The 24312-nt window shown below is 64.0% G+C and carries 22 protein-coding genes; 10 read left to right on the plus strand and 12 right to left on the minus strand.

What is annotated here, in order from left to right; all coding sequences use genetic code 11:
- The first annotated feature begins 7 nt into the window (after positions 1-7).
- From EN990_RS15825 to EN990_RS15845, 6 genes are all read left to right on the plus strand, one after another.
- Positions 8-985, plus strand: coding sequence for an aliphatic sulfonate ABC transporter substrate-binding protein (locus EN990_RS15825; protein WP_127385815.1), 978 nt, complete (start codon positions 8-10; stop codon positions 983-985).
- A 91-nt stretch (positions 986-1076) separates the two neighbouring features.
- Complete coding sequence (locus EN990_RS15830; protein ID WP_127385814.1) at positions 1077-2573, plus strand: sulfatase; 1497 nt, start codon at positions 1077-1079, stop codon at positions 2571-2573.
- A 126-nt stretch (positions 2574-2699) separates the two neighbouring features.
- Positions 2700-3581, plus strand: a complete 882-nt coding sequence (locus EN990_RS15835) for a DMT family transporter (RefSeq protein WP_063168594.1) — start codon at positions 2700-2702, stop codon at positions 3579-3581.
- Positions 3582-3786: 205 nt separating this feature from the next.
- Positions 3787-4368 carry a hypothetical protein gene (locus EN990_RS36140; RefSeq protein ID WP_245461005.1) on the plus strand — a complete coding sequence of 194 codons (582 nt, stop codon included), beginning with the start codon at positions 3787-3789 and terminating at the stop codon, positions 4366-4368.
- Positions 4290-4745, plus strand: a complete 456-nt coding sequence (locus EN990_RS36145; protein ID WP_245461004.1) for a helix-turn-helix transcriptional regulator — start codon at positions 4290-4292, stop codon at positions 4743-4745. Before EN990_RS36140 ends, EN990_RS36145 begins: the two co-directional genes overlap by 79 nt.
- Positions 4746-4959: 214 nt before the next feature.
- Complete coding sequence (locus EN990_RS15845) at positions 4960-5670, plus strand: outer membrane protein (RefSeq protein WP_063168592.1); 711 nt, start codon at positions 4960-4962, stop codon at positions 5668-5670.
- 394 nt (positions 5671-6064) lie between these two features.
- On the opposite strand, the gene EN990_RS15850 is transcribed toward EN990_RS15845, so the two are convergent.
- The 4 genes from EN990_RS15850 to EN990_RS15865 are packed head-to-tail and all read right to left on the minus strand — an operon-like array spanning position 6065 to position 10965.
- Complete coding sequence (locus tag EN990_RS15850; protein ID WP_064993944.1) at positions 6065-6988, minus strand: ABC transporter permease; 924 nt, start codon at positions 6986-6988, stop codon at positions 6065-6067.
- A gap of 14 nt (positions 6989-7002) precedes the next feature.
- Positions 7003-8061, minus strand: a complete 1059-nt coding sequence (locus EN990_RS15855; protein WP_013530695.1) for an ABC transporter permease — start codon at positions 8059-8061, stop codon at positions 7003-7005.
- Entirely contained in the window at positions 8054-9604 is a 1551-nt protein-coding gene (locus tag EN990_RS15860) for an ABC transporter ATP-binding protein (RefSeq protein ID WP_127388326.1), read from the minus strand. The genes EN990_RS15855 and EN990_RS15860 overlap by 8 nt, the downstream gene beginning before the upstream one ends.
- Positions 9604-10965 (minus strand): BMP family ABC transporter substrate-binding protein, encoded by a 1362-nt coding sequence (locus EN990_RS15865; RefSeq protein ID WP_164745855.1) that lies wholly within the window; start codon positions 10963-10965, stop codon positions 9604-9606. The genes EN990_RS15860 and EN990_RS15865 overlap by 1 nt, the downstream gene beginning before the upstream one ends.
- Here EN990_RS15865 and EN990_RS15870 point away from each other — a divergent pair.
- Positions 10941-11900 carry a LysR family transcriptional regulator gene (locus tag EN990_RS15870; protein ID WP_013530698.1) on the plus strand — a complete coding sequence of 320 codons (960 nt, stop codon included), beginning with the start codon at positions 10941-10943 and terminating at the stop codon, positions 11898-11900. The genes EN990_RS15865 and EN990_RS15870 overlap by 25 nt on opposite strands.
- Positions 11897-12958: a 2-oxoglutarate and iron-dependent oxygenase domain-containing protein gene (locus EN990_RS15875; RefSeq protein ID WP_064993942.1), complete on the plus strand. Its 1062-nt coding sequence runs from the start codon at positions 11897-11899 to the stop codon at positions 12956-12958. Before EN990_RS15870 ends, EN990_RS15875 begins: the two co-directional genes overlap by 4 nt.
- Before the next feature lie 70 nt (positions 12959-13028).
- On the opposite strand, the gene EN990_RS15880 is transcribed toward EN990_RS15875, so the two are convergent.
- From EN990_RS15880 to EN990_RS15910, 7 genes are all read right to left on the minus strand, one after another.
- A complete protein-coding gene (locus EN990_RS15880) occupies positions 13029-13364 on the minus strand; it encodes a hypothetical protein (protein ID WP_127370446.1) in 336 nt (111 codons plus the stop codon).
- 123 nt (positions 13365-13487) lie between these two features.
- Positions 13488-15785 carry a xanthine dehydrogenase family protein molybdopterin-binding subunit gene (locus EN990_RS15885; RefSeq protein ID WP_127385323.1) on the minus strand — a complete coding sequence of 766 codons (2298 nt, stop codon included), beginning with the start codon at positions 15783-15785 and terminating at the stop codon, positions 13488-13490.
- Positions 15782-16765, minus strand: coding sequence for a xanthine dehydrogenase family protein subunit M (locus EN990_RS15890; RefSeq protein ID WP_127369008.1), 984 nt, complete (start codon positions 16763-16765; stop codon positions 15782-15784). Before EN990_RS15890 ends, EN990_RS15885 begins: the two co-directional genes overlap by 4 nt.
- Positions 16762-17241, minus strand: a complete 480-nt coding sequence (locus EN990_RS15895; protein WP_013530702.1) for a (2Fe-2S)-binding protein — start codon at positions 17239-17241, stop codon at positions 16762-16764. The genes EN990_RS15890 and EN990_RS15895 overlap by 4 nt, the downstream gene beginning before the upstream one ends.
- A gap of 231 nt (positions 17242-17472) precedes the next feature.
- On the minus strand, positions 17473-19731 hold the full coding sequence (locus tag EN990_RS15900) for a xanthine dehydrogenase family protein molybdopterin-binding subunit (protein WP_127369007.1): 2259 nt from the start codon (positions 19729-19731) through the stop codon (positions 17473-17475).
- Positions 19721-20779, minus strand: coding sequence for a xanthine dehydrogenase family protein subunit M (locus tag EN990_RS15905; protein ID WP_127369006.1), 1059 nt, complete (start codon positions 20777-20779; stop codon positions 19721-19723). The genes EN990_RS15900 and EN990_RS15905 overlap by 11 nt, the downstream gene beginning before the upstream one ends.
- The gene (locus EN990_RS15910; protein WP_013530705.1) at positions 20776-21273 is read right to left on the minus strand and encodes a (2Fe-2S)-binding protein; all 498 of its coding nucleotides are present in this window, start codon (positions 21271-21273) and stop codon (positions 20776-20778) included. Before EN990_RS15910 ends, EN990_RS15905 begins: the two co-directional genes overlap by 4 nt.
- 287 nt (positions 21274-21560) lie before the next feature.
- On the opposite strand from EN990_RS15910, the gene EN990_RS15915 reads away from it, so the two are divergent.
- Positions 21561-22181: a TetR/AcrR family transcriptional regulator gene (locus tag EN990_RS15915; RefSeq protein ID WP_024501664.1), complete on the plus strand. Its 621-nt coding sequence runs from the start codon at positions 21561-21563 to the stop codon at positions 22179-22181.
- Between the two features lie 56 nt (positions 22182-22237).
- Positions 22238-23236 carry a bestrophin family ion channel gene (locus tag EN990_RS15920; protein WP_127369005.1) on the plus strand — a complete coding sequence of 333 codons (999 nt, stop codon included), beginning with the start codon at positions 22238-22240 and terminating at the stop codon, positions 23234-23236.
- 62 nt (positions 23237-23298) lie between these two features.
- On the opposite strand, the gene EN990_RS15925 is transcribed toward EN990_RS15920, so the two are convergent.
- A complete protein-coding gene (locus EN990_RS15925) occupies positions 23299-24303 on the minus strand; it encodes an NAD(P)-dependent alcohol dehydrogenase (RefSeq protein WP_127388327.1) in 1005 nt (334 codons plus the stop codon).
- Positions 24304-24312: the final 9 nt, after the last annotated feature.

Genomic DNA, 24312 nt, shown 5'->3' on the forward strand with positions numbered 1-24312 from the left:
GGAGAGTATGGTGACACTGACAAGACGTAACCTCATCGCATCATCGGCGGCACTTGCCGCGTTCGCTGCCTCTGGCATCCCTGCCGGAGCGGCGGGAACGGCGGCACGCATCGGCTACAACGGCGACTTCTGGGGCGCCAGCGTGGCCGGCGTCGCGGCCGACCAGGGCTTCTATGCCAAGCACGGCGTCGATGCCGATATCAAGGTCTTCACCAACGGCCCCATCCAGGTCCAGGCGCTTGGCGCCAACAGCCTGGAATTCGGCTATCTCGGACCGGGCGCGCTGTGGCTGCCGGCGAGCGGCAAGGCCAAGATCATCGCCGTCAACGATGTCGGTTTCTCGGACCGGGTGATCGCCCAAGCCGGCATCACGTCCATCGCCGGCCTCAAGGGCAAGAAGGTCGCGATCGCGGCCGGCACCTCGGGCGACATGCTGTTGCGGCTGGCGCTGCGCAAGGCCGGTATGGCGATGACCGACCTCGACATCGTGCAGATGGACCCGAGCACCATCGTGGCGGCCTTCGCCTCCAAGCAGGTCGACGCGGCCGGCATCTGGTATCCGTTCGTCGGCATCATCCAGAAGAGCGTTCCCGATCTGATGGAGCTGGCCAAGAACGACGACTTCTATCCGCAGACCACATTTCCGAGCGTCTTCATTGCCCGCAACGATTTGGTCGAGGGCAATCCCGATCTCGTCCGCAACGTGGTGCGCGCCATCAAGGACGCGCAGGATTTTCGTGCCGCCAACCAGGACAAGGCGATCGAGATCACCTCCAAGCTGCTCGGCATTCCGGCCGACCAGTTGAAGACGGAGGCCGGCTATGGCCGCTTCATGACCTCGGCCGAACTGATCAAGCTGACCAAGGACGGCACCGTGAACGGCTGGTTCTCGACGATGAACGACCTGTTCAAGACCTTCGGCAAGCTCGAGACCTCGCTCGATCCCAAGGACTATTATCTGGGCGATCAATACATTTCGGCCTGACGGCCATCTTGAAATCGCCCCTTGCAAACCGCAAGCCCCGGCAGCGAACCGGGGCCTGTTTCCTGACAATCACAGCAGCGACGAGCCATCCATGAACGTTCTCTACATCGACATCGACAGCCTCAGGCGCGACCACCTCGGCTGCTACGGCTATCATCGCAACACCTCTCCCGTCATCGACAGCCTTGCCGGCGAGGGCATCCGCTTCGAGAACGTCTATGTGTCCGATGTGCCTTGCCATCCGTCGCGCACGGCGCTGTGGAGCGGCCGCCACGGAATGCGGACCGGCGTGGTCGGCCATGGCGGCACCGCCTGCGAGCCGTTCCGCGAAGGCGCCGAGCGAGCCTGGGCCGGCACCTTCTACGAGGAAGGCTGGATGCGGGCGCTGCGCGATCTTGGCTACCACACCACGACCATCAGCAGTTTTGGCGAACGGCATGGCTGCTGGCATTGGTATGCCGGCTTTAACGAGATCATCAATCCCGGCAAGGCCGGCATGGAGAACGCCGACGAGGTTTCGGGCCTGGCGATCGACTGGCTGAAGCGCAATGGCTCGGCAAAAAAGTGGTTCCTGCATGTCAATGTCTGGGACCCGCATACACCCTATCGCGCGCCGGACGCTTTCGGCGACCCCTTCGCCGACCAACCGCTTCCCGACTGGATGACCAGGGCGGTATTCGAGAAGAGCCATGCTGGCTACGGCCCGCACAGCCCGCAGGAACCCTCGGGCTTCGACGTCGAGCCGGGCGGATCGAAATACCGGCGCATGCCGTCGCCGATCAGCGACATGGACACCGTCAAGGCCTGGTTCGACGGCTACGACACCGGCGTGCTCTATGCCGATTATCATGTCGGTCTCATCGTCGAGGAGTTGAAGCGGCAAGGCCTGTTCGACGACACGATCATCGTCATCGGCGCCGATCATGGCGAAAACCTCGGCGAGCTCAACGTCTGGGGTGATCATCAGACGGCCGACGAATTCACCTGCAACGTGCCGCTGGTCATCCGCTGGCCCGGCGCCGAGGACATGCGCGGCGTCAATGGCGGCCTTCACTATCATTTCGACTGGGCCGCCACGCTGATCGACCGGCTCGGCGGCAACGTTCCGGCGCTTTGGGACGGGCGCTCCTTTGCACCGGCGCTTGCCGCGAAGGAGGAAGGTGGCCGCGATTTCCTGGTGCTGAGCCAGGGTGCGTGGGCGGTACAGCGCGGCGTGCGGTTCCGGCTCGGCGGGGCCGACTGGCTGATGCTGCGCACCTATCATGACGGCTACAAGGATTTCGGCCCGGTCAGCCTGTTCAATCTGAGTGAGGATCCGCATGAGCAGCATGATCTCTCAGGCTCCCGAAGCGATGTGGTCGATCATGCCAGCCGGCTGCTCGAGGACTGGCGCAGCGCCATGGCCATCCGCAGCGACAGCGATGTCGACCCGCTGGTGACGGTGATCCGGGAAGGCGGGCCGTTCCATTGCCTTGGCGAGTTGCCGGCCTATCTCGAAAGACTGCGCCGGACCGGCCGCACCGATGCGGCAGCGGCCCTCGAGCAGCGCCACCCGGCACCGCCGCCACGGCGCAAATCCCTGAACTGACCGGCCGGCGGCACTTGGCCGTGCCCTAGCAGCCAGTTGCCGCTGCCTCACGACAGGCCGGCCGGTTCGCCCTATCTCCATGCCGCCGGTCGGGTTTGGACCCGGCGATATGGAGGATGGGATCACGTGACACCGACGCCGATTGCCCGTCGCGAAGCGGCGCCCTTGCCTGTCGCAGCACTGATGGGCGCCATGGTGTCGATCCAGATCGGCGCCACCTTCGCCAAAGGCCTGTTCCCGCAGATCGGCGCGCAAGGGACGACGACGCTCAGGCTGGTCATCGGTGCGCTGATGCTGATCGCGGTGCTGCGGCCCTGGCAGATGCGGCCCTCGCGTGCCACCATGCCGTGGCTGGTCGCTTATGGAGTGACGCTCGCCGCCCTCAACCTCCTGTTCTACGCAGCGCTGGCCAGGATTCCGCTCGGCATCGCGGTGGCGCTGGAGTTTACCGGCCCGCTTCTGGTGGCGACCTTGACTTCGCGACGCGCCAGCGACTTTGCCTGGATCGCGCTGGCGGTGGCCGGCATCCTGCTGTTGTCGCCCTTCGTTCGTTCCCTCGCGCCGCTTGATCCGATCGGGGTGATGCTGGCGCTGGCGGCCGGCGGCTTCTGGGCGCTCTACATCGTGCTGGCCCAGAAGGCCGGCGCGGAGCTTGGCACCCGCACCACCGCCTACGGCATGGCCATCGCCGCCGTGCTGGTGCTGCCCTTCGGTGTCGCCCAGGCGGGATCCGCGCTGCTGGCCCCGTCGATCCTGGTCAGCGCGCTACTCGTCGGCCTGTTTTCCAGCGCATTGCCGTTCTTCCTGGAGATGGTGGCGCTGACCCGCATGCCGGCGCGCATCTACGGCACGCTGACCTGCCTGGAGCCTGGGCTTGGTGCACTGGCCGGCTTCCTGTTCCTGCATGAAAGCCTGACCGCGACGCAACTGGCCGGGATCGCTGCCGTTGTTGTCGCCGCCTTCGGCACGGCGCTGACATCACGGCCGCCGGTTCCATCGCCGGAGTAGGGGAACGATTCGTCGGCACTGGGTATTTTCGAGTAATCCGAAATTCAGCCAGCCAGATCCGCGAAATCAGGCCAATCCTTGTTCAGGACGGCACTGAAATTGTCGCCTGGCGCACAAGTATTTCCGGCTCTGGACAGACCGTGATCTGGTCCAATACGGTGCGTGTCGAAGTGAAGACGCGATTGTAGAAAAGGCCGGTCGTCCCTTGCAAAAGAACGTCTTCTCATCGGCGGATCTGCCGCCGCATCTGGATCATCGCGCACGCTTCGCGCTCTGGCAGGACGTCCATGTCGCCGAGATATGGTCGGTCGAATACACGATTTCGGAAAGACTGTCGTTCGAAGCCGCGATCGAAGCCACCGCTGTCGGGTCGCTGGTGCTTGGGCAGATGGCCGGGACGATACGTCATGCCAGCCGCAAGGCGGGCAATATCGCCGCCGACGGTCGCGACGGCTATCTGTTGCTGGTCAACAATGGCGATACGGTGCTCAGCGGCACGCAGATCGGCCGCGATTATCACGTCGGCAAAGGCGAGGCCGCCCTGGTCTCGGCTTCGGAAGCGTTGCAGATGACCGGCGGCGACAGCAATGTCTGGGCCAATGTGGTGCTTCCCCGTGCCGTGCTGGAAAATGCCTTCGCTCATATAGAGGATCGGCTGGCGTTGACCGTCGGCGCCGACAATGAGGCGCTCGGCATGCTCAAGCGCTATTGCAGCTTCCTGGAAGCAGGCCCGGCCCTGGTCTCGCCCGACCTCATCGCCACGCCACCGAAACCATCGTCGACCTGATCGGCCTGGCGACCGGCGCCAAGGGCGAAGCGGCCGAACTGGCGGGCCTGCGCGGTCTGCGCGCGGCAAGGCTGCAGGCCATACTGCAGAAGATGCGGGACAATTTCGCCGATCCCGCCATTTCGGCGCAGGGCGTTGCCGGGCAATTGCGGCTCTCGGTCCGCTATGTCCATGACCTGCTGCAGGAAACCGGGGTGAGCTTTGCCGAGCGCATTCTCGAACTGCGCTTGCAGAGGGCGCATCGGATGCTGTCCGACAGGCGCAACGACCGCATGCGGATCAGCGAGATCGCGCTGCTCAGCGGTTTTTCCGACGTGTCCTATTTCAACCGCTGCTTCCGCCGCCGCTTCGGCTCGACGCCGGGCAGCGCCAGATAGTTTCCGACAGCCACCGAATGCACGGCGCGCCGATCGACTGAGGCTGAAAAGCCACACCGACCGGGAAAGCGCCGTGGTGCTTTCCCCGACAATTCGGGTGCGGCCCAGCCCAAGACGCGGCCGGCGGACAATGCAACACCGGATTTCTCGACAACAGCTGGATCTCCGCAGCTCATTTGTGCGGCGGGGAAGCAACATGGGGCGGCAGACAACAATGAAAATTCTTCTTCTCGCAACGGCCTTCATTCTCGCGCCGCTCGGTGTGGCGTGTGCGGCTGATATCAATGAGGTTTCGCCTGTTGCATCCGGCTACGACTGGTCCGGACTCTATGCCGGCGTCGACATCGGCTACGCGGCCGGAAAATCCAATCTGTTCATCGCCGGCGGCGGACTGGGCGGGGCCACCGATCTCAACGTTGGCGTCGATCCGAACGGATTTATCGGCGGCGTCCATATCGGCGCGAATTACCAGATGGAGAACAGCTTCGTGATCGGCGCCGAGGCCGACATTGCGTATGGCAACATAGATGGGCTGACGGCCCTCGACGCCGGCGGCGGCGGCGTCACCACGTTGCTCAAGAGCGAACTCAAATGGTCCGGGTCGGCGCGGCTGCGGGCCGGCTATGCTTTCGATCGGACCTTGCCCTACATCACTGCAGGCGTCGCTGCGGCCAAGTATGAGCTTATTGCGGTCAGCGCCGGTGGCCCTGCCGCCGAAGTAACGCTCCACAGCGACAGCCATGTCGGCTGGACCGTTGGCGCCGGCATCGAGCACGCCTTCACCGACAGGTGGATCGCTCGAGCTGAGTATCGCTACTCGGACTTCGGCAGCCAGGACCTCTCGGTGGCCGCCGGCCTGCCCACGGAAACCCATGTCGACCTCCAGACACAGGATATCCGGGTCGGGCTCAGCTACAAGTTCTGATCCGCTGAAGCTGCTGATCTCCCCCTTGAGGGGGGTGAGGAGTGGTCCGCGCAGCGGACGGAAAGCCAATCGCTTGGCTTTCCGAACGACGAACGCCTGGAACGAAAGCGAAGGGCCGGGTCCGGCAGGCCAGAGGGGGCGGTCCGGCTGGGCTCGGCCTGCTGTTGCGGATGACGTTGGCGCTTTACGCGCGGCGACCCCCTCTGTCGTCTCCGTGGCGCTTTGTTCTTGATCTCACGGTTAGTGGCACGCGAATAGGCGTCGAGCGGAGCCGCAGGGTCAGCGCCGGGCGAGGGGGGACGGCACAGACATCGGCGATCCTTGATGCTTGTCCATGAAATCCGCGAAGTCCAGAAGGATGCGGGCCGCGGAGCTCATGAACCGGGCAAGTTCCTTATTGTTTGTCTTGTCGTAGATAGACCCTGCCGAGGAAGGCCGGCTCGCCGGAGCGCCGGCCGCCCAATGAGCCTGCCACCAGCACGACAAGCGTCAGCAAGTACGGCAAAGTCATCATGAGATAGACAGGAACGTCGGCGCCTATGGCTTGTAGTCTAGGCACAAGCGCATCCGCGCTTCCGAAAAGAAGCGCACCCCAGAGAGCTCGAGCCGCGTTCCAGCGCGAAAAGATGACGAGCGCAACGGCAATCCAGCCGCGCGACGCGACCATTCCCTCCACCCAGACATGACTTGTGGCGACTGAGAGATAGGCTCCGGCGAGACCACAAAACAGCCCGGACGCCAGGACAGCCCCGAACTGAACCAGTTGCACGTCGATACCCGCGACATCCGCGGCGGCCGGGTTTTCCCCGACGGACCTCAACCTGAGGCCATGTCGGCTTTTGGAAAGCCACCACCAGAGCGCGCCGACCAGGGTCGGCAGCGCCAGCGTAACCGGGTCCTGCACCGCGAAAATGCGGCCGAATGCCGAACCGCGGTCTATCCCGAAGAGGTCGCCAAGTGTGGAAATGCCAGAAAAGGTCTTCTGCACGTAGGGTCGCCCCACGACCCCGGTGATGCCCAGTCCGATTGCGACGACGGCTAGGCCGGCGAGCGTATGATTGGCGCGCAAGGCGACTGTCGATATTCCAAACAGCAGAGCGAGAGCCATCGCGGCCGCTGAGCCGGCGGCAAGACCAACCCAAGGATCGGCTCCGGAAAGCACCGTCATCGCGCCGGTCATGGCACTGATCGCCATGAGCCCTTCCGCTCCAAGATTGAGAACGCCGGCTCTTTCGCAGATAATGAGGCCGAGGCTCGCCAGCAGCAACGGTGCCGCATAGCTCGGAATGATGGCAATCCAGCCGATCAGAAAATCCATGCAACTGTCCCTTCCTAGTTCTTGGGCCGTTTGAGCGAATAGGAGCTGAAGAACTGCGCCATCAAAATCGACATCAGTACCGCGCCTTGCATCAGCACGATCATCGCTTCGGAGATCGAGTAGAAAACCTTCAGGACATTCCCGGCGGTGAACACCGCGCCGAGCGCGAAAGAGATCACGACCACCCACAATGGCTTCGCGCGGGCCAGGTAGGCGATCACGATCGCGCTGAAGAGATAGCCGTTGCCGACGGACTGGTTGAGGCGGTGCTCCGTCCCCGCCACGATCATCATGCCGGCAACGCCTGAGAGAGCGCCGGAGAGCAGCACGAGCCCCACGGCTATGCTGAGCACCGGCAGGCCCGTGGCGAGCGCGGCCTTGGCGTTGAAACCTACAGCATCCGCGTAGAAGCCGACCCGGCTGTGTTCCATGACGAACCAGATGGACAATGCGATAACGGCGACCAGGAAGATTCCGGCATGCAACTGCCCCCATCCCAGAACGAGAAACCAGCTCGCCTCGGGAAAGGTGGCGGTCACGGGAAAGCTGTTGGAAGGGTCTCTCCAGACCCCGAACAGAAGATGCTGCACGAGCAGAAACGCGACGCTTCCCAGCAGCAGGGTCGAAATAACCTCGTTAACGCCCCACTTGAGTTTCAGAAAAAGCGGAATCGCAATCCAGGCGGCTCCCGCAAGCGCCGCCAGAACGAACATCGTCGGCAACCTCAGCACTTCAGGCCCGCTGCCGTTCAGCGCCACCCAGGTTGACGCGATCGCGCCGAGCCATAGCTGGCCCTCCACGCCGATGTTCCAAAACCGCACGCGCATGGCAACGCCGGAGGCGAGGCCGACTAGCACCAACGGTAAAGCGGCCGTCGCCGTCTGGGAGAGGCCGTCCGAGGTCAGAAAAGTTGCAATCAGGAACTCATCCACAAGAGCGCTTGCCGGCACGCCCGCATGCACGAGCAGCACCGCCGAAACCGTCAGCCCGACCAACAGTCCGCCAACATAACTGAGACTGGTCAACAAGAAGCCGGGATTTTGCCTGCGAACAAGGAAAGCTGTGTCAAGCATGGCCTGCTAAAAGGCCTCCTATCCATTCAGGCGTGACGTCGCCGGTCTGACGGCAGCCGGCGATCCTTCCTCTGTTCATGACGGCCACCCGATGGGACAGGGACATGACCTCCTGGAGATCCTCGCTGATCAGAAGGCAAGCCGCGCCGGCTTCCACAGCTCTGCGGATCGCCGATCGGACGAACTCGGCCGCTTTCATGTCCAGCCCGCGAGAAGGGGAATGCGCTATGAGAACCTTCAGGCCGTGATCGAGCTCCCGCGCGAGCAACACTTTCTGCGCGTTTCCTCCCGAGAGCAAAGAGGCCGGCCGTTCCGGCGTCGCGCCGCGGATATCGAACGCATCGATGGCCTCGGCGGCCTTCTCGCGCATCGCCCGCCGGCTCAGGAGAAACGGGCCGCCGAAGCTACCGCTGGCGACGGTCGTGAGCGCGAGATTGTCGGCAATGGAAAGCTCCCGGATCAACCCGCTGTCAAAGCGGTCGGAGGGGATGACGCGCAAGCCGGCCTCGCGGCGCTGGTCTGGCTTGGCGGTGGATATGTCCTGGCCATCCAGTACGATCGCGCCGGCGCCGGCACGGTCGAGTCCGAGAAGGCAGGCAACGAGTTCCTCCTGCCCGTTTCCGCCGACGCCGGCGATGCCAAGGATTTCGCCTACATGCAGCTCGAACCCGAGATCGTTCAGGCTTTGCCCGTGAGCGGTCGCCCGTGCGGAAAGCCTTTCCACGCTCAGACACACATCACCCGGCCGAGATAACGGCCTGCCCGCAACCGTCAAGGCATCGCCGACCATCAAGCGCGCCACCTCCGCTTCGGTGACGTTCGCAACCCGCGCACCCTCAAGTACGGTCTCGCCGTGCCGCATGATCGTTACCCGGTCGCAGAAAGCGGCAACCTCCCGGAACTTGTGCGTGATCAGAACCACGGCGTGACCTTGCCTCGACAATCGTTGGGCAAAAGAGAGGAGCGTGCGCGCTTCCTCGTCGGTCAGCACCGCCGTCGGTTCGTCCATGACCAGAATTCGGGCGCCCAGAAGCATGACCTTGATGATCTCGGCGCGCTGGCGTTCGGCGATCGAAAGATTCGCTACCAGCTTGTGCGGATCGACGGGCAGGCCGATCTCGCTCGACTTGGCGGAAACGATCGCCGCCGCATCGGTCAGCGTTTTCATAGCAGCCTTGCGGCCGAAGCCGAGGAGAACATTTTCGGCAACCGTAAAACTCTCGACCAGCCGGAAATGCTGATGGACCATGCCGAGACCGGCGGCGGCGGCTTCCAGCGGGCTGCGCAAACTGATCGCTTCGCCGTCGATCGATTGCTCGCCCCCGTCTGCTACATAGACGCCGGCCGCCACGTTCATCAAAGTGGACTTGCCTGCACCGTTCTCACCGACAATGGCATGCACCTCCCCCCATTCGAGACAGAAGGACGCATCGCGGAGCGCGGCTTTGCCGTCAAACGACTTGCCTATGCCGCGCATCAACAGAGCCGCCGGCGTGCCCAGCGGTCGTCGCATGTCGCCCGCTTGCTGAAGCGCCGTCGTCATTACTTCGCCGGCATGGTGCCGATGACACCGTCGACGAAATAGTCCATCGACCAGAGCGCCGCATCGTCGACCTTCCCGCCGACATCGACAACGATGGTGCCGTCTTGCTTTTTCAGAGGGCCCTGGAATGGATCAAGCTTGCCGGCGATGATCTCCTGCTTTGCTGCTTCAACCTTTGCCTTGGTCTCCTCGGAAACCGAGGGGCCAAAAGGAGCAAGATCGACCACGCCGGTTTCAAGGCCTTCGAAAGCGCCGTATTCCTCGGGTTTCCAGTTGCCGTCGATGATCTCCTTGATCGTCGGCACAAGATATTTCTCCCAGCGGAAGATGACGGAGGTCTGGATCGTCCGCGGCGCGGCATGCGACATGTCGAGCTGAAAGCCTATCGAAGGAACGCCTGCCTTTTCGGCGGCGTCGAGCGCCGAGGTCGCGCTCAGATTCGTGGCGAGCACGTCGGCCTTCTGGTCGAGAATGGCCTGGGCGATCTGCCCTTCCTTCACCGGGTCCCACCAGGAGTTGGCGAAGACCGCGACCGTTTCGATCGTAGGATCGACCGAACGGGCCCCGAGTGCAAAACTGTTGATATCCCAGTTCACCACGCCGACCGGAAAGCCGGCGAGGATGCCGATCTTCTTCGTCTTCGTCGCCTGTCCTGCCGCGATGCCTGCAAGGTACCAACCCTGGTAAGTGCGGGCATAGAAGCTTTCCATGTTGGCCCCATTCTCCGTGCCCGAAGCACTCAGAAACGCCACATTCGGATAGGCTTTGGCCGCTTCGGCCATTGGGGCGCTGTAGCCATAGGTGGTGCCGATTATGATGTTGAAGCCGCGCTTGACGTAGAGATCGATCGCCGCGCGCAGCTTAGTGGCCTCTTCCGGTATGTTCTCCGTCACCGAGACGGGCACCTGTAGCTGTTCCTCCAAGGCCTTGCGGCCGGCCTCGAGGGCTTCGTTCCATCCGCCGTCTTGCGCTGAACTTGCGTAGATGAACGCGACCTTGGGCGCCCCTTCCAGAGTAAAGGCATAAGCGCCGGACGTAGCACAGAATACGAAAACCGTGGCCGCCGCCGCGAACAGGCGAACTGAGTCGGACGGCTTCGTGTTGCGCTCTTTCATTTCGTGGTTCCCCTTGTTTTTCTTTGATTTTCTCAGCCGGAAGCACGCCGCGCCCATGCAGCTTCCCTGCACGGTGACGATTGCCGCCGGAGCGTCTTTTTTGATTTGGCAAAAGCGAATTGGCTCTTGTGCAGTGCATAACAGCCGATTACGTTCGTTCATGCAACAAAAATAATCATGCTCATTTTTTGGGCACTTTGTGCAGAAATGTGAACGATCAAATGAACACCGATGCTCTGGCATCATTTGTAAAAATCGCGGAACTGCGGTCATTGTCGGCCGCGGCGAAGTTGTACGGCCTGCCCAAATCCACGCTCAGTCTCCGGCTCAAGCAGCTTGAAGACGATCTGAAGGTCGCTCTGTTCGAGCGCTCCGGCCGTGTCCTGTTGCTCACGGAAGCAGGGCAAACCCTGCTCGGGCACGCGCGGCAGATCCTGCAAAGCTGCGATACGGCGCGGGCCGCCGTGACGGAACTGAGCGACGACGTGACCGGAACCTTGCGGATCGGCGCCACGGGGGAGTTCGGCACGGCCTACTACACGCAGATGCTCATGGCGTTCAGAAAGCTCTACCCCAAGGTGGAAATCGAACTCACCTTCTTTTCGCCGCACGTTCTCTACGCGCCAGAGAGCCTCGATATGCTCGACGCCGTGATTTCATGGGACGAAGGTATCGAAGTCGGCGAAACGCTCTCCACCGCAAAATTCGCACTCTTTGCCAGCAAGAGTTATGTCGAGCGTGCCGGGATGCCACGAAAACCCGCCGATTTGGCGGAACACCAGGGCATTGTCTATCGCACCTCGGCGGGCCTGCAGCACTGGCGGCTACAGAAAGGTACCGCGCAGGAAAGTATCTTGCCGCGCAGCAACCTGATCGCCAACGAATACTGGACTATCAAGTACTTCGCCGTTGCGGGCGAGGGCATTGCCTATCTACCGCACTTCTTCACCACGATCGAGTGTGAACGCGGCCACCTCATTCCGTTGCTCGACACATGGGAGTCCGCGGAAAAGCGGGTCAGCATCCGCATATCGCGCCCGCACGCCCCATCGCGTAAGATGACCGCGTTCATGGATGTCTGCGGCCGCTACTTCTCGCCCGGCTTCGTTTTCACGGGGCCGCGCTACTACGTCGAAACAATCTTCGATGCAAGCCAGCAAGAAAAGGGAACAGAAAAATGAAGGTCCTTGAAACCGGTAATGGCGCGCGTGCAATGAAAGGGGGAGGGCTCGACCCGCAGCGTGTCAGCTTCGACAAGATCCCGATCATCGATCTCGAGCCCATGTTCGCAGGCAACGAGGCGGCCAGGCGAAAGCTCGCCCAGGAACTGCGCAAGGCCTGCACGGAAGTCGGCTTCCTCTATATCAAGAACCATCACGTTCCGAAGGATGTCATCGATGCCACGTTTGGGGTGGCGGAGGTGTATTTCGCCGAATCCGACGACGTGAAGATGGAGAATCACGTTTCCAATTCAAAGAATAATCGCGGTTATGCGGCAATATTGGAAGAGAATACGGATCCGACCGCGCGCGGAGACCTGCACGAATCCTATGATATTGCGCTGGATGTGCCAGCCGACGATCCGGACGTGAAGGCCGGCAAAGTACTCTACGGTCCCAACCAGTGGCCAGCGGGCAGGCCGGAATTCCGAACGGCACTGGAAGCCTACCATGCCGAGATGCTGACGCTGAGTGGCCACCTGCTCCATGCCTTTGCTCTGGCTCTTGGGTTGGAGGAGACATATTTCGACCTGCTGGTCGGCAAGCCGCTCGCAACTTTGCGGGTGCTCCACTATCCACCGCAGTTTGGCGAGATCGATGACCGCCAGATCGGCATTGGGGCGCATTCGGACTATGAGTGCTTCACGATCCTGGCCCAGAAGGATGGTATTTCAGCCTTGCAGGTACTGAATGCAACTGGCGAGTGGATTGCGGCCGATCCCGTCCCCGGCTGCTTCGTCGTCAATGTGGGAGATCAGATGGCGCGTTGGACCAATGACCTTTTCGCCTCGACCGTCCACCGCGCGGTGAATCGTTCCGGCAAAGAACGCTATTCGATCCCGTTCTTCTTCGGTCCAAACTATGATGCCGTGATCGAGGTGCTTCCCAGTTGCATTGATGAGGATCATCCTGCGAAGTACCCTCCGATCACGTCGGGCGAATACGTCAACGGCCGCTTCAAGGCGACATTTGCGCACTATGCCGCGCAAAGCGAGGCCGGCGCCGAAACCGCGGCTTAAGCGGATAATCCTGTCATGCGCGGCCGCTCCTGTGGCCGCGCATCGCATACCCGCCGTCCGTTGACCGAGATCAATATGATAGCACCCTCGATGGGTAGCGTCGCGTTAACTGGTTAGCCATGGCGTCACCAGAAGAACCCATTTCGGTTTGACGGTGGATGTGGCTAATTTTTCGGCTTTGAGGGCTTGGTGGAGCGCGGTCTTCCCGATTTGGGCTTTGAGCAGCAACGGAGCAGAAAACCTGCATAAGGAAGTCACGGCTCGTCGTCCGGGTCAGCGGTTTTCGGATCGCGTGGCGGGCCTCGGTTTCGGCTATGGCCGCGGCAAGGCACAGCCAGTCGGCGATGCTGAGGGGGGTAATGTTTTCAGGGGGCATTTTGCCGGTGCCAAAATGGATATCGCTCATGGTCTTACCCCTTGATGGTTGCGCGAGTGCTGAAGGTGAAAGTGTGGAGGGAGCACCACCGCCCGAAGCTGCGGCCTGGCCTCCCCACAAGGGGACCCTCAAGGGGGAGATCGGCCACCGCCCTTAAATCAGCTTCTCCAGCGTGATCGGCAGATCCCTGATCCTCTTTCCCGTCGCATGGAACACCGCGTTGGCAATCGCCGGCGCCACGCCGACAATGGCCAGTTCGCCAACGCCCTTGCCGCCGAGCACCGAGGAATGCAGGTCGGGGATGCCGACCGAGATCACCTCGATGTCGGGGATGTCGGCATTGGTCGGCACGAGGTAGTCGGCGAGGTTGTTGTTGACGATGCGGCCGTGGCGGCGGTCGACGATGCCTTCTTCGAGCAGCGCCTGGCCGATGCCCATGATGATGCCGCCCTTCCATTGGCTTTCGGCAAGTTTCGGGTTGTAGAGCCGGCCCGAATCCAGCGCCGACACCACGCGCGATACACGCACCGTGCCAAAGTCCTCGTCGACGCGCACCTCGATGAAATGCGCGCACCAGGAGTGGCGGGAATAGTCGCCCTCGGTGTGCGGCACCGACATGGCGATGGTGGTGTAGTTCTTGTAGCGATCCTCTGGCGTCGAATTGGCCGGCATGGTGTCGCCGGTGGCTTCGATGTGGTCGCGGCCGACGCTCTTGAGCAGTTCGGCGACGGAGACATCGGGGCCGTCGCCGCGCGGCGAAGCGATACGGCCATTGGCGACGACCAGCGTGTTGGCCTGCAGCGCGTGGAAGGGCGAGCGTGGATCGCTGATGGCGAGGCCCACCAACTGGTCGAGGGCCGAGGTTGCCGCCTTGTAGACCGCACCCGTCATCACGCCGGCCAGCCGCGAACCGCCGGTGACGCCGGCGCGCGGAAAGCGGGAGTCACCGAGCTTCACCACCACGTCGTCAGCTCGTACGCCGACGGTTTCGGCGGCGGTCTGCGCCAGGATCGTGTAGGTGCCCTGGCCCATGTCGATCGAGGAGCTTTCGACCTCGACCGAACCATCGGCCAGGATGCGCACGAGCGCCTCGCCATAGGCGCGTCGCACCGGATAGGTGCCGGCGGCGACGCCCCAGCCGATCAACTGGTTGCCGTCGCGCATCGAGCGCGGTTCGGGTGTGCGCCTGGACCAGCCGAAGCGTTCGGCGCCTGCAGCAAAAGCCTCGCGCAACTGCCTGGTCGACCAAGCTTTTTTGGCATGTGGATCCTGCTCGGCATAGTTTCGGAGCCGGATCTCCAGCGGATCGATGCCGACCTCGTAGGCAAGCTCGTCGATGGCGCTTTCGATACCGAAGGCTGAGGGGTTTTCGCCCGGCGCGCGCATGGCGCCCGGCACCACCGAATTGACCCGTACGACATTCTGCTTCGAGGAGAAATTCGGCGTTGTGTACATGATCGAGGTGACCGATCCGAGCGGCTCGACCCACATGCCGTCGATGGATGTTTCATTGACGCCGCGATGCACGATCGACTGGATCTTTCCCTGCACGTCGGCGCCGATCGTCACCGTCTGGCGCGTCGCCGCGCGGCCGCCATAGCCGGTAAAAGTCTGCGGCCGGGTCATCACCAGCCGCACCGGCCGGCCGAGCATTTTGGCCGCACAGGCGGCCACCGCGCCATGGCTGAGCGCCAGCGCCTTGGAGCCGAAGCCGCCGCCAATATAGGGCGACACCAGCCGCACGTTCTCGAACGGCACACCGAACCATTCGGCATAGGTGCGCGCCATGCCGTCCAGCCATTGGCTCGGCTCCCACACGGTGAGGTGGTCGCCCTCCCAGCGGGCGATCAGGCCATGCGGCTCCATCGGCGCCTGGTACTCGCGCGGCGTGTTGTAGGCGGCGCAGATGCGGACCGGCGCCGAGGCAAACGCACCTTGCGCGTCGCCCCACTCCTTGGTCATGGCATCGATCGCGATGCCATCGCCGGCCTTGCCGTCGCTGAGGTCGACGATGGCAGGCGTTTCCTCATAGCTGACCTGGACCAGTGCTGCCGCCGCGACCGCCCGCTCGAAGGTCTCGGCCACCACGGCAGCGACATGCTGACCCGAAAAGGTGATGTCGCGCGCGAGTGGGCAATACGGCTTGTCGGGCGGCGGCGTGCCGAACCAGTCCGCCGCGGTTTTCAGGCTGATGATGGTGTCCGGCGTCAGCACCTGCAGCACGCCGGGCGCCACCTCGGCGGCAGTGGTGTCGATCGCGCGCACCTTGCCCGATGCAATCGTGCTCTCGACCAGGACGGCGTAGGCGAGGCCTTCGAGCTGCTGCTCGACGGCGTATTTCGCCGCACCGGTGATCTTGGCCGGGCCGTCGATGCGCGACAGCCGGCCGCCGACGGCTTCGGCAAAAGCGCCGTCGGACGCATCCCCATGCCTGATGTTGTGAACGGTCATGCCGTCTCTCCCAATTTGCGGATGGCGCGGGCGACGACGCGCGGCGCCAGTTCGACCTTGTAATGGTTGGCGCCATGGTCGACAGAGCCTTCGACGGCGAGCAGGCTGGCGGCGCGCACAGTGTCCGGCTCAAGCACCTTGCCCTTCAGCGCGTTTTCCACGGCCCGCGCACGCCACGGCTTGGTCGCGACGCCGCCAAGCGCGACGCGCAAATCGCGGATCGTTCGGCCGTCAGGTTCGAACTCAATGCCGACCGCCGCGCTCGCGGCGGCAAACTCATAGGATTGCCGGTCGCGGATCTTGAGATAAGTCGAACGCCGGGCAGAGGCCGAGCCGGGGATCTCGATCGCGGTGATCATCTCGCCCGGTTCGATCGCATGTTCCCGATCCGGCGTGGTGCCGGGCAGCAGGAAAAAGTCGTCGACCGGGATGTGGCGCTCGCCCAGATGCACGATCGCATCGAAGGCGACCAGCGCCACGGCGAGGTCGCCCGGATACATGGCGATGCAGGCGTCGCTGATGCCAAGCACCGCATGGCCACGGGTAACGCCGCCGATCGCCGAACAGCCAGAGCCGGGCTGACGCTTGTTGCAGGCGGGGAAATTCGCCGGGTCGCGGAAATAAGGGCAGCGCGTGCGCTGCATCAGATTGCCGCCGATGGTCGCCATGTTGCGGATCTGCGCGGAAGCCGCCTGCCACAGGGCTTCCGATACCGCAGGAAAGCGGCTTTTGATGTCGGCATGGTCGGCGACATGGCTCATCCTGGCCAGTGCGCCGATGGTGACGCCGCGCTCGTTCACCTCGATCCTGTCCAACCCCTTGAGATGAGCGATGTCGACCAGCGTCTCGGGCTCGGCGACGCCGCATTTGGCGAGGTCGATCAGCGTGGTGCCGCCGGCCAAGAGCATGGCGCCGGGCAGGGCGGCCGCCTGGCGTGCCGCATCGAGCGAATTGGCGCGCACATACGAAAAATCCCTCATGATGCGGCCTCCAATGCTGCCTGGCGGACAGCGGCGACGATGTGCGGATAGGCGCCGCAGCGGCAGAGGTTGCCGGCCATATACTCGCGGATTTCTTCGTCGGAGCCGGCATGGCCTTCGCGGATGCAGGCGACCGCCGACATGATCTGGCCCGGCGTACAATAGCCGCACTGGAAGGCGTCCTGTTCGAGGAAGGCAGCCTGCACGGGATGCATTTCGCCCTCCCGTGCAAGCCCCTCTATGGTGGTGACGGTGCGGCCCTCGACTTGTGCGGCCAGCGTCAGGCAGGCCAGCACGCGCTCGCCGTCGATATGCACGGTGCAGGCGCCGCACTGGCCGTGGTCGCAGCCCTTCTTGGTTCCGGTCAGGCCGAGGCGATCGCGCAAGGCATCGAGCAGCGTGACGCGCGGCTCGAGTTGCAGATCGTGATCACGGCCGTTGATGTCGAGATGAACTGGGATCGTTGTTTTGGTCATGGGCGTCGGGCTCCAGTTGCTTGACGCGAAGTCGTTGATTTCATCTTTGGCAGCCGGCGGGGACCTGGCGCCGGCTGTGCGGCCCTTCGCTGCCGCTCCCCGCCTTCGGGCGTTCAGCCCCTTAGAAAGGTCCACTGGACTTTTTGGTGCGCCCGAAGCGGACCGGGCTTTCACCGTTCGTCGTTCGGGAAGCCAAGCAATTGGCTTCCCATCCGCTAGGTGGACCACTCCTCACCCCAGCAGGTCCTCGATGCGGACCGGAAAGCGCCGCGGCCGCACGCCGGTCGCATGCCAGACCGCATTGGCGACGGCGCCGGCCGTGCCGGTGATGCCGATTTCGCCGACGCCCTTGATGCCGAGCGCGTTGACGTGAGGGTCGTCCTCGTGGACCAGCAACGCCTCGATCGATGGAACGTCGGCATTCACCGGGACATGATATTCGGCGAGGTTGGCATTCTGGATCCGGCCAGAGCGCCGGTCGGTGATGGCTTCCTCATGCAGCGCGAACGAGACGCCCCAGATCATGCCGCCATAATACTGGCTGCGCACCAGCCTGGGATTGATGACCCGTCCGGCGGCGAACGCGCCGACCAGCCTTGTGACACGGATCTGGCCAAAATCCGGATCGACCTTCACCTCGGCAAACACGGCGCCATGCGCGTGCTTGGCATAGGCCTCCTGAGACGCCGGGTCGGGAGCCCCCTTGCCGTGGCCCTCGATCTCGGTGAGGCCCGCGCGCGTGAGGATCTCGGCGTAGCTTTCACCGCGGCTTTCATCGTCGCGCCGATAGAGGCGACCGCCGCGCGCCAGCACGCCTTCATTGCCGGCGCCGTAGAGCGGCGAGCCCTCGTCGCCGGTGGCGAGATCGGCGAGCCTGGCGATGACGGCGGCGCCCGCATTGTGGATCGCCATGCCGGCCGTCGCCGTGTGGCCGGAGCCGCCGGCAATGCCTGCATTGGGCAGATCGGAGCTGCCGGCCCTGAAATCGACCTGGTCGATATCCAGTCCCAGTCCGTCGGCGGCGATCTGGGCGAAGGCGGTCCAGGCGCCTTGCCCCATGTCCTGAGCGCCGGTCTCCATCACGCCGCTGCCATCGGCTCTCAGCACCGCCCGCGCTTCGGCCTGGAACATGATCGCCGGGAAGGTCGCCGTGCCCATGCCCCAGCCGGTCAGGAAACCGTCGGCGTCGCGCATCAGCCGAGGCTGAATGGGGCGGCTCGCCCAGCCGAACGTCTCGGCCGCTTGCCTGTAGCATTCGCGCAGCGCCTTGGAGGAAAACGGCTTGCCGGTCATCGGCTCGACCTCGGCATAGTTCCGCAGCCGGAATTCCAGCGGGTCCATGCCGCAGGCGTAGGCTGCCTCATCGATAGCGCTCTCCAGCGCGATCGAGCCGGTGGCTTCGCCGGGCGCCCGCATGAACAGCGGCGTACCGGTATCGAGCCGCACCGCATCGTGCGAGGTGGCGATGGCCGGGCTGGCATAGAGTGTGTGCGAGGCATCCGCCGCCGGTTCGAAGAAATCGTCGAACGTGCTCGACGCGGTCTTGGCGTGATGGTCGAGCGCCGTCAGCCGCCCTTCGCCATCCATGCCCATGCGCAGCGTCTGGCGCGTCGGCGCACGGTGGCCGACCGGCCCGTACATCTGCTCACGTCGCAGCACCAGCTTGACCGGACGGCCGACGAGACGCGCCGCCAGGATGCCGAGCACCTGCGGCCCGGAGATCATGCCTTTCGAGCCGAAGCCGCCACCCAGGAACGGGCTGCGGATGTGGATGTTCTCCGGCGCGATGCCGAACAGGCCGGCGATGCGGCCCTGCGCCATGGCAAGGCCCTGGCTCGGTGTGTCGATCGACAGTGTGTCGCCTTCCCAGGCGACGACGATCGCATGCGGCTCCATGGCGTTGTGGTACTGGGCCGGCGTCTCGTAGGTGGCTTCGATCCGCGTCTTTGCCGATTTGAGGCCGGCCTCGACATCGCCCTTGTACTGCACGGCCGGACCGCCGACGCCGACAGCACGCGGCACGATACTTTCGGCGCCGTCGAGGCCAACGCGCGCCGGCATCACTTCATAGCGCGGCGACAGCAGCGCCGCCCCCTCGGTCGCCGCCTCCAGCGTCTCGGCGATCACCACGGCGATGCTCTGATTGGGGTAGCGGACCTGGTCGTTCTGCAAGAGGTCGAGCCGGAACATGAAGGGATGGTCCTTGGCGTCCGGATCGGCGGCGAGCGCTGGCCGGTTCTTGGGCGTCATCACCTCGACCACGCCCTTGTGTGCCTTGGCCGCCTCGACATCCAGCGCAGCGACGCGGCCGCGCGCGATGCTAGAGACAGCGAGCACGGCGTAGAGCATGCCGGGCGGATGGTTGTCGGCGGCATAGCGCGCGGCTCCGGTGACTTTCAGAAAGCCGTCGCGGCGGGTCAGCGGCTGGCCGATGCTGGAGCCTTGCCGGGCATGGGCGGGTTGCTGGTTGAGGCTGAGTTCAAGCGTCATGGCGCGCTCCAGGAATGTTCGAGAACGGGGAGGCAGGAAGGGCCGGCAGACGCTCGGGCGTTCCCGAAAGCGCAGAGATCAGCGCCCTGGTCACGATGCGGCGGGCAAGCTCGATCTTGAAGGCATTGTCGCCGGAAGGGCTGGCATCGGCCAAGGCAGCGTCCGCGGCGCTGGCGAAGGTCGCCTCGCTGGCGTCCGCGCCAAGCAGGACGGCTTCCGCCGAGCGTGCCCGCCACGGCTTGGCCGCGACGCCGCCCAGCGCCAGCCTTGCGGCGCGGATCTTGCCGCCGTCGACGACAAGCGCTGCCGCGGCCGATACGACGGCGAAGGCATAGGAGGTGCGTTCACGGACTTTGAGGTAGCGGGCATTGGCGGAGAAGGAGGCAGCCTCCGCCGGCAGGCGCACCGCCACGATCAGGTCGCCGGGCTCCAGCGCATTCTCCCGCTGCGGCGTTTCGCCGGGAAGCCGGTGAAATTCCTCCAGCGAAACATGGCGCCGGCCCTTCTTGCCTTCGATCTCGACCACGGCGTCGAGCGCCACCAGCGGCACGCAGAAATCCGACGGGTGGGTGGCGATGCAGGCGTCGCTCCAGCCGAGCACGGCGTGCAGGCGGTTTTCGCCGCCCAGCGCATCGCAGCCGGCGCCTGGCTCGCGCCTGTTGCAGGCGCTGGCTGTGTCGTAGAAATAGCTGCAGCGCGTGCGCTGCAACAGATTGCCGCCGACGGTGGCGGCGTTGCGAAGCTGCGCCGAAGCACCCGACAGCAGCGCCTCGGCCACCGCCGGATAGGATTTGGCGAACGCCGGATCGTAAGCAAGCTCGGCATTACGGACCAGCGCGCCGATGCGCAGGCCACCATCGTCCAGCCGTTCGATGCGGTTGAGCTCCGGCAGCCGGGAGATGTCGACGATACGCTCGGGACTGGTGATGCCGCCTTTCATCAGGTCGAGCAGATTGGTGCCGCCGGCGAGATAGGCCGAGCCCGGCTCGGCTGCCGCGGCGATGGCGTCGGGAATGGTGGCGGGCCTGATGTAATCGAAGTCTCTCATGCCGCGGTCCTCCGGTCGGCTTTGACAAGCTGTTGCTGGGCTTCCAGGACGGCCTCGACGATGCCGCCATAGGCCGCGCAGCGGCATATGTTGCCGCTCAGCCCCTCGCGGATGCGTTCGGGGTCGTCGCCGGCCTGGCCCTCGGCGATCAGGCCGAGCGTGCTCATGATCTGGCCGGGTGTGCAGAACCCGCACTGGAAGCCGTCATGGGCGATGAAGGCGGCCTGCACCGGATGCAGTTCCTCGCCGTTGGCGACGCCTTCGATGGTCAAGACCTGGGCGCCGTCATGGCTGACCGCCAGCGCCAGGCATGAGTTGATGCGCTTGCCGTCGACCAGCACCGTGCAGGCGCCGCATTGGCCGCGGTCGCAGCCCTTCTTGGTGCCGGTGAGATCGAGCCGCTCGCGCAGCAGGTCGAGCAGGGTTACGCGTGGATCGACCTCCAGTTGGTGTCGGTGGCCATTGATGGTGAGGGTAATGGGAAGGCTGGTCATGGGCGTCTGGCTCCAGTTGCTTGACGCGGATGGGATTGAACTGGTGCCTTGCCGCAGAAGGGCAAGGTAACCGTTGGGTCAGGTCTTGACGGCGAAAGCGGAGATGGCGGATCTCCCGCGAGGCAGGCGGGCAGGGGAGATGTCGGCTTGCGTGTTCGAAAGACGTGACATACCGGTTCCCCTGATTATATGATAAAGGTGCTCCACTAAAACGGAGGCGCCTCCGTTTATTACGTGGTGGCTGACCCTGCCGGATTCAAGCCCCCTGACACGATGTGGAGAAAAAATTGGCCAGCGAGCCGTCCGCCATTGCTGAACAGAAGGCCGAGGCCGTAGACGCAAAGCCGCTGCGCGCCGATGCGCGGCGCAACCGCGACCGGCTGGTCGAGGTGGCGGTGTCAGTCTTTGCCGAGCGCGGCATCGATGGCTCGCTGGAGGAGATCGCGCGCCGCGCCGGCGTCGGCATCGGCACGCTCTACCGGCATTTCCCGACGCGCGAGCATCTGGTCGAGGTGGTCTATCGTCGTGAGGTGGAGGCGCTGTGCGCGGCCGCCGGCGAGCTTGCCCAAAAACATCCGTCCGATGTCGCGCTGGAACAGTGGATGCAGCGCTTCGTCGACTACATCGCCACCAAGCGCGGCCTGGCGACCAGCCTGCGCATTGTGCTCACCACCAATTCGACGCTGTTTTCCGACACGTTCGGCCGGGTGTCGCAAGCCTTGCGACGCCTGGTCGAGGCGGCGGTGGCCGACGGCACCATTCGCGGCGACGTCGACGCTTCCGACGTGCTGCACGCGCTGGGCGGCATCTATTCAGCGCCCGACACCCCCGAATGGCGCGACCGCTCGCGCCGGCTGGTCAAGCTGTTGATGGACGGGTTGCGGTTCGGGGCTGCAAAGGCACAATGAGGCGACCAGATTCCGGCCGTGCAAAACCAGACCTATCGATGAGTTGAGGGGATACGATGTATGTAGGCCGTTCCTACAAACTGATCGATTTCGCGCTGTGGTCGCGGCGCAGCGTCATCTACATGGTGGTGGTGAGCGGTCTGGCCGTGGCGGCCTACCGTCTTCCAGGCATCGCCGGGTTTTCGGTGCCATGGTCGGTGGTGCTGGTGCTTGGCACCACCGTGTCACTCGTCGCCGGGTTCAAGAATTCGCAGGTGTTCACCCGCAGCAGCGACGCGCTGCAGGCTTTTACGCAAATTACGGCCAGCAGCCGTTTGTGGTCCAATTTCTGCAGGGATTTCCTCGACGCGCCGACGGCCAGACAGCTCATCTATCGCCACATCGCCTGGATGACGGCATTGCGCTTTTCCCTGCGCCGGCCGATGCCATGGGAGTCCATGGCGCGGGCCGCCAATATCGAATACCGGCGGCGCTACCGTATCCATGAGGATGCGAGCTCGCTCGGCGACGAATTGCGTCCGCTGCTCGCCGAACAGGCCGAGGACGTCCTGAAATCGCCCCAGCCGGCGATAGCCCTGCTCGAACTGCAATCTGTCCAGGTCAATGCGCTGTTCAAGGACACAAAGCTCCCTCCTCAGATCTATGGCGAACTGACCAAGCTGATCCGCGACTTCCATGACCAGCAGGCGCGCTGCGATCGCATCAAGAACAATCCCTATCCCCGGCAATACGCCATCGTCAGTTCGATGTTCGTGATGATCTTCTGCACACTGTTGCCGTTCGGGGTCGTTCCCGTCTTTGCCGATATGGGCAAACTGGGTGGCGTGCTCGGGTCGATAGCGATCTGGCTGACGATCCCGTTCAGCACGCTGCTCGGCTGGGCCTACATGTCTCTCGACCAGGTCGGCGAAAGCAGCGCCAACCCGTTCGAGGGCAATGCCAACGACGTTCCGATCTCGCAGATTTGCCGCGACATCGAGATCGAGTTGCGTAGCGGGCTCGGCGAGAGCGACCTTCCCAAGCCCCTGCTGCCGGTCAACGACATCGCGACCTAGGCAGGATCACGACGAGGCGCGGCCCCGGCGGTCCCCTTCATCGTGCTGCTGGCGGAGGACGCTCAAACGTCAAGGCAGACCTTGCCGAAATGCTTTCGGGATTCGTAATGCGCGAAGGCGGTGGCGATGTCCTGCAGCGGAAAGTGGCGGTCTATGACGGGCTTCAGCCTGCTGGACTCTATCGCGCGGATCATATCCTCCTGGTCGGCCCGGCTGCCGATGGAAATGCCGCTGATGCGGATCTGGTTGGAAAACAGGGCTGGGATAGACACTTCCGCCGCAAAGCCGGTCAGGACGCCGACCAGCGCGATGTGACCGCCCGTGCGGCAGGCGATAATCGACTGCGCCAGCGTGGCGGGTCCGCCGACCTCGATCACGTGATCGACGCCGCGCCCGCCCGTCAGATCCTTGGCCTTGCGGCCCCAGTCCGGGACGGACTTGTAGTTGATGACGGCGTCGGCTCCGAGGCGCTTGAGCCTTTCCAGCTTCTGCTCGTCGGATGAGGTGGCGATGACCCGGGCGCCGGCGGCCTTGGCGAATTGCAGCGCGAACAGCGATACGCTGCCCGAACCGAGGACCAGCACTGCGTCGCCCGGCTTCACCTTGCCGCACACAATCAGGCCGCGCCAGGCAGTAACGCCCGTGCAGGTGAGCGACGCCGCCTCGACATGCGTATAGCCTGCCGGTGCCCTGGTGAAAGCGTGCGCCGGCATGCAGACATACTCGCTGGCGAAGCCGTCGAAACTGTCTCCCGGAATATCGCGCCGGGTGCAGGGCGTCATGTCACCGCCCAGCCACCAGGGATAGAAGACGCTGACGACGCTGTCTCCGGGCCTGAGTGCATCGACACCGTCGCCGAGGGCAATCACTTCGCCGGCGCCGTCGGAGAGCGGAACGCGGCCGTCGGCGAGAGGCATCTTGCCTTGCACGGCAAAGTCGTCGCGCATGTTCAGCGCGCAGGCCCGGATCCTGACCAGCACCTCGCCCGGCCCTGGCTGGGGCGGATCTTCCTCGACCAGGTCGAGATTGCCCAAGCCGCCCGGCGCTCTCAGCCTGACCAGTCTCATTGTCTTCTC

It is taken from the genome of Mesorhizobium sp. M7A.F.Ca.US.005.03.1.1 (assembly GCF_003997975.1).
Taxonomy (GTDB): Bacteria; Pseudomonadota; Alphaproteobacteria; order Rhizobiales; family Rhizobiaceae; genus Mesorhizobium; species Mesorhizobium ciceri.